7 protein-coding genes and 1 pseudogene are annotated in these 6,278 nt (G+C 38.5%); all 8 read right to left on the bottom strand.

What is annotated here, in order from left to right; genetic code table 11:
* A partial coding sequence (locus A9G41_RS04215) for an RHS repeat-associated core domain-containing protein (protein ID WP_179854676.1) occupies positions 1 to 736 on the bottom strand: 736 nt, incomplete at its 3' end.
* A 42-nt stretch (positions 737 to 778) separates the two neighbouring features.
* On the bottom strand, positions 779 to 1,279 hold the full coding sequence (locus A9G41_RS04210) for an RHS repeat domain-containing protein (RefSeq protein WP_065583385.1): 501 nt from the start codon (positions 1,277 to 1,279) through the stop codon (positions 779 to 781).
* Positions 1,280 to 1,400: 121 nt separating this feature from the next.
* Positions 1,401 to 1,604, bottom strand: a complete 204-nt coding sequence (locus A9G41_RS04205) for a hypothetical protein (protein ID WP_065583384.1) — start codon at positions 1,602 to 1,604, stop codon at positions 1,401 to 1,403.
* Positions 1,604 to 3,880, bottom strand: coding sequence for an RHS repeat-associated core domain-containing protein (locus A9G41_RS04200; RefSeq protein WP_075539353.1), 2,277 nt, complete (start codon positions 3,878 to 3,880; stop codon positions 1,604 to 1,606). The genes A9G41_RS04205 and A9G41_RS04200 overlap by 1 nt, the downstream gene beginning before the upstream one ends.
* Positions 3,881 to 4,111: 231 nt before the next feature.
* Positions 4,112 to 4,630 carry an O-acetyl-ADP-ribose deacetylase gene (locus tag A9G41_RS04195; RefSeq protein ID WP_075539352.1) on the bottom strand — a complete coding sequence of 173 codons (519 nt, stop codon included), beginning with the start codon at positions 4,628 to 4,630 and terminating at the stop codon, positions 4,112 to 4,114.
* Entirely contained in the window at positions 4,620 to 4,907 is a 288-nt protein-coding gene (locus A9G41_RS04190; RefSeq protein ID WP_075539351.1) for a hypothetical protein, read from the bottom strand. The genes A9G41_RS04195 and A9G41_RS04190 overlap by 11 nt, the downstream gene beginning before the upstream one ends.
* A gap of 12 nt (positions 4,908 to 4,919) precedes the next feature.
* Positions 4,920 to 5,699: an RHS repeat-associated core domain-containing protein gene (locus A9G41_RS04185; protein WP_075539350.1), complete on the bottom strand. Its 780-nt coding sequence runs from the start codon at positions 5,697 to 5,699 to the stop codon at positions 4,920 to 4,922.
* A gap of 308 nt (positions 5,700 to 6,007) precedes the next feature.
* Positions 6,008 to 6,278: pseudogene (locus A9G41_RS14200) on the bottom strand (hypothetical protein); the annotation flags it as partial.

Below are 6,278 nucleotides of genomic sequence, written 5' to 3'. Positions count from 1 at the left end.
CTACAGATTCGGAAAAATTTCTTAACGTAATATTACTACCAGCATTGGGACCTTCTGTGATCTTAATTGAATATATCGTTCCTTTCCCCGGAATAATTTTTGCTGTTGGCATAGTATCAACACCAGATAGACGTTTAAAATAAGCCATAACATCAGCCTCAGATGCTCCAGTGAATACCGGTGCTCCAATACTGACATTTTTATCGGCGACGAGTATTTTACCATTTACTGAAATGGTAAAATCTTTAGGATGAATGTTTTTATTGTTATATAGAGCAGCTAGATTGTCCATTTCTGTTTTTGCTAATTGTTGTAAGCTTTTGGCTCCCTCTCCAGCAACCTCCTCAAACCCATTATTTTCAACCTTAATCAATCCTAACGGATCTATCCAATTTATCGGATCACTACCGGCATATTGATAACTATTTAACCCACCCAGTATGCCAAGTGGGTCTTGAGTAATATATCTGCCGGTAAATGGGTCGTAGTAACGGTTTAGGTTATAATGAAGCCCTGTTTCCTCATCATAATATTGCCCTTGGAATCTTAATGGGTTATCCGGCAGGGAATCTATATCGTCCTGATGGTAGGTTTCGTTTATTATCTGACCATAGGCATTATACTGGCATTCATAGAGCGTGTCACCTAAGCTGCCGGTAAGGGCTATGGGTGTGCCGAGGTGGTCGTTTTGATACCAGTAGAGTTTGATGTTGTCTTGCTGCGCATTGCCGTGCACAAGGGCTAATGGGCGGTAAGAGTCTAGCTCATAAAGGTAGCTTTACCAGTGTTTATCGTTATCCGTTTCGGCAATAAGCCGACTACCTTGCCAGATAAATTCGGTGGTTTTGCCGTCTACCGTTTTACTGGTACGACGGTTAAAGGCATCATAAGTATAGGTGATGATAAGCCCCGTCGGTTTAATCACTTTGATAAGTCGATGCCGGCAGTCGTATTGATAGTGGGTAACCAGACTGTGGTTTTTCCCGCGCTTTTCCGCAATCAGGTTACCAAAGCGGTCATACTCAAAGTGTTTATCACTAAAAAAGGTTAATCGGTTGCCTTTGGCGATATTGGCATGAAAAGGCGTGGGGGCTAGCGCTTGGGTTTCACTGATTTTATTGCCCGTTGGGTCGTAATCAAACTGCTCGACTTTTTCAGCATGATGTTGCTCGGGATTGACCTCAGGGTAAGTCACGGTGTGTAACTGGTCAGCGTTATCATAACGATAACGGCGTGGCTGATGTCCGGTGATTTCGGCAAGCTGTCCATTAGGCGACACTTTGTATAATAGGATTATTTCACTTTTCAGAATAGTAATTTTTCTAAAATTTATGCATAATTACTATTTGCCTCTATATCCAAATTTACAATATGATCCGAAAAATAGATATGTTTTATAGCTAAAGTTTTTTTATAGTAACGTTTTCTTTTAACATTTTATCTATAACTAACTGAGCAATTTCATCATCTTCAATAATTAACGCCATATGTGTTATAATATTTTGTATAACATAAATGGGATTTGCTGGATTATCGCTTAAGTTAATCAAACACCATCCTTGCTCACTGCCATCCCATAAGTAATTAAATTCATTAATATTCATTAAAGTTTTCCTTTTTTAGCATTAAAGCGAATGACAGCTTTTCCCGATGGAATAATTTGAGAACTTCGCTGTGGTGATCCCAATCTTTCTAAAAGTAACATTATTTGCATATCTTGAGGGCTCGCATAAGCTGTTCCTTGTGGGTGTGTATGATAAACCAATATTCTATCTTTTTCTAATGGAATGGTTACTTTTGCTCTTTCTCCTGAATGCAAATAATACTGCCCACCACGACCATGCATTCCTTTACCATATTTATATGTGACTGCAAATTCAACGCCATGTTTTTCACTAAGTAGCTCAAGCTCTAATGGTGTAGGCCGATTTGGTATCGGTATACCTGTAGCCCCTGGTAAATTTTCATTTACTCTAGAGCCATATAAAAGATTATCAACAGGATCTAATTCATGTAAAGAACCAGTATTTTCGATACCTTTTATTAATCCTAAAGGATCAACCCATTGTACGGGATCACTGTTCACATATTGATAGTAATTCCAGCCACCCATTAATTTAATTGGATCTTGGGTGATATATCTGCCCGTAAACGGGTCATAGTAACGGTTTAGGTTGTAATGTAACCCCGTCTCCTCATCATAATATTGCCCTTGGAACCTTAACGGATTATTCGGCAGGGAATCTATATCGTCCTGATGGTAGGTTTCGTTTATTATCTGACCATAGGCATTATACTGGCATTCATAGAGCGTGTCACCTAAGCTGCCGGTAAGGGCTATGGGTGTGCCGAGGTGGTCGTTTTGGTACCAGTAGAGTTTGATATTGTCTTGCTGCGCATTGCCGTGCACAAGGGCTAATGGGCGGTAAGAGTCTGGCTCGTAAAGGTAGCTTTGCCAGTGTTTATCGTTATCGGTCTCGGCAATAAGCCGACTACCTTGCCAGATAAATTCGGTGGTTTTGCCGTCTACCGTTTTACTGGTACGACGGTTAAAGGCATCATAAGTATAAGTGATGATAAGCCCCGTCGGTTTAATCACTTTGATAAGTCGATGCCGGCAGTCGTATTGATAGTGGGTAACTAGACTGTGGTCTTTTCCGCGCTTTTCGGCAATTAAGTTACCAAAGCGGTCATATTCAAAGTGTTTATCACTAAAAAAGGTTAATCGGTTGCCTTTGGCGATATTGGCATGAAAAGGCGTGGGGGCTAGTGCTTGGGTTTCACTGATTTTATTGCCCGTTGGGTCATAATCAAACTGCTCGACTTTTTCAGCATGATGTTGCTCGGGATTGACCTCAGGGTAAGTCACTGTGTGTAATTGACCGGCGTTATCATAACGGTAACGGCGTGGCTGATGTCCGGTGATTTCGGCAAGCTGTCCGTTAGGATTGTAGTGATATTGCTGTTGCCAAATTGGCGTTGGCGAGGTTTGGGTGCTGATATCATAACTATGATAACGTTGATGGGCAATAAGTTGCCCTAGCGGGTCATACTGGTAACGGTTAACCAGCCCATTACCCTGACGGCGTTCATACTCTCGCCCTTGTTTATCCCAACGAAAAGCGGCTAATGGCTGGTGGTCGAGTGTCATCCCCAGTAGCTGACCCTGATTGTAATGATATTCTAACCATTGCCCATCGGGCAGTTTAGTGCCATTGAGTAAGCCGGTGATTTCATCGTAGCGATGGCGGATAGTCGCCCAGTTTTGGTGCTCGGCCGTTAAACGACCAACTTTATTATATTCCCATCCTAAAACCGATTGCCCATCGAGTATTTGTGTTAATAATCCATTCTGATTGTAACTATAGTGCTCTTTTATGCCATCAGCTAGCTCTTTTACGATGAGTTTTCCACGGCTATCACGTTGGTAGCGGGTAATGAGCGGTTTTTCATCATGTTGGTTACCATACTCGTGTTTTTCAATTAAATAGCCATTTAAATCGTAATGATAAGTGGTTTTTACCTCGTCAAAACCAATTTCTTCACTCAATTGCCCCGTTGGCGTGTAGCTGAAGCGGTAACGTTCCCCTTTCTGATTTTCAATTTCACTGATTTGTAGATGGATATTATCATAACGAAATTTCAGCCGTTCGCCATCTGGCAGCCGCTTTTCGGTCATTAAATGTAATGGCGAAGCGTAGTCATATTCTGTGACTTTACCCGCTTCATCTTTAAACCAAGTCACTTTGCCATAAGCGTTGTATTGATACTCACGAGTGGTGTTATTCGGGTAGGTGATTTTTGTGATTTGTCCTAAGGCATTATGCTGGTAATGAATACAATTATCTTGCCTATTTTGATTATATTTATAGCATGTCATCTTACCTTCTGGACTTATCGCTTCCGTGCGTTCACCATACTCGTTATACTGGTATTGCCAGCCACAATTGCCCTGAATAACTTCAAAAAGACGTTAGTTTGAACAGATTGCTTTTTATGCCGATATTTTTATAGTGGTTAAAACTGATCAGAGCAATTGGGTGGAAATTGCGATATAGTTCAAATACAACTGTAACAGAAGTGTAATTTTATGCTCATTATCATAAAAAAATTATTGCATTAGTGAACAGTAAATTTCATAGTTATCAACTTCATAGCAGACAATATTTATTTTTTCTAAATTATGATATTTAAATAAACTAGATTTAACTATTTGCAATGCTATTTCAGCAGCTTTATCTTTGGGAAATTTATAAATTCCTGTACTTATATTAGGAAAAGAAATAGTTTTTACATTATTCTCATAAGCAAGTTTAAAGCAATTTAAATAACAGTTCTTCAATAATTCAACTTCATTATTATTTCCTCCACTCCAACGAGGCCCTACTGTATGAATTACATATTCAGCAGGTAAATTTCCTGCTGTTGTAATAACAGCATTACCAACTTTACAACCGCCTTGTTTAGATCGTATCTTTTGACATTCTTCTAAAATTTGTTTACCACCTATACGATGAATAGCACCATCAACACCGCTTCCACCTAATAGAGAACTATTCGCTGCATTGACAATAGCATCAACTGTGATTTTAGTAATATCACCATAAATAATTTCAATTTTATTTTTCATTTAAAAGTATTTCTATAAATTTTAGAATAGCATTATTTTGTTGCCTTATTTCAGATGGTTCCAACAAGATATTCATTATTTGATCATCTAAAATTAAATCATAAATATCAATATTTAACCAACCTTTCGACCAAAAATCAATACCAGCAATTTTATTATTTCCTTCTATGACCACTCGTTCCATAGAACCAAAATCCCCATTGGGATATGAACTATAAGTTAATTTATAATTTTTCAATCTAGGCGCTAATTCTTTTTTAAAATAATTTATATCCATATTTTATACCTCCTATTTTTTGTCGACTATTCTAATGTTACTTACATTTGGTGTCAGAGTTCCACCTTGTTTATTTAAAAGGTATTTTTGTGAAAGTTTTGCATCAGAACCTAACAATTTATACCATCCTTCTTTACCTCCTTGAATTAAACTATTAGTTGGGACATCAAATTCTACATAAACTGAGCCATTTGCAGCTACGCCTTTAAAATCATTGGCTCCATTAATAGAGATAAAGGTTTGTCCACCTCCACCTTGGACAACTTTCCCTGTACTTTGCATTTGCTCAAGTTCTTGGAGAGACATCCACCGCCCAACTCTTGTGACACTTACTCCGTTAATTGCTTGCGTTTCACCTAATTTTAGAGAAGATCCAATATTATTGGCAGCATTTATTCCCTCAAACCCATTATTTTCAACCTTAATCAACCCTAACGGATCTATCCAATTTATCGGATCACCATTGACATATTGATAACTATTTAACCCACCCAGTATGCCTAGTGGGTCTTGGGTGATATATCTGCCGGTAAATGGGTCGTAATAACGGTTTAGGTTGTAATGTAACCCCGTCTCCTCATCATAATATTGCCCTTGGAACCTCAACGGATTATCCGGCAGGGCATGGAAATCGTCTTGATGGTAGGTTTCGTTTATTATCTGCCCATAGGCATTATACTGGCATTCGTAGAGCGTGTCACCCAAGCTGCCAGTAAGGGCTATGGGTGTGCCGAGGTGGTCGTTTTGATACCAGTAGAGTTTGATGTTATCTTGTTGGGCATTACCATGCACAAGAAGGGCTAAGGGACGGTAAGAGTCTGGCTCGTAAAGGTAGCTTTGCCAGTGTTTATCGTTATCGGTCTCGGCAATAAGTTTATTAGACTGTGGCCTTTTCCACGTTTTTCCACAATCAGGTTACCAAAGCAATTATACTCAAAGTATTTGCCACCAAAAAACGTTTGGGTTTATCATAATATTAACGCTAATAACATCATAGCAAATAGTTAGTTGACACAATAATGATTTAAATCTAGCAAAGTAAGCTAAGTATTAAGCTTGCCTTGCCGATTTGATATGTTAAATTGAATCTAAATTGGAACTTATTCTACAGGCTCTAATGAAACTGCCATTTCTAAAGCGATTTGATTATATTTTTGTCCGAAATTTAGCGCTGCCTGAGGTTTTAGCTCATCTAACGCATATACAATACTTGCGCTATAGCCAATCTTAAACAGCTTGGAATCTTTTTTTTTGTTGGCATAAATACCAACAGATTGAATTGTTCCATCTTCAAGTAATAAATCAACTGTATTATTAAAATTTGAGGGATCTTGTCCTGCTACATAAGCTTTTTTTATTATTCCAGAAATA

The sequence above is a fragment of the Gilliamella sp. Nev5-1 genome, from assembly GCF_001690895.1.
Classification (GTDB): Bacteria; Pseudomonadota; Gammaproteobacteria; order Enterobacterales; family Orbaceae; genus Gilliamella; species Gilliamella apicola_C.
Note: the sequence above shows the minus strand (reverse complement) of the source record. Positions and strands in the feature narration are given on the sequence as shown.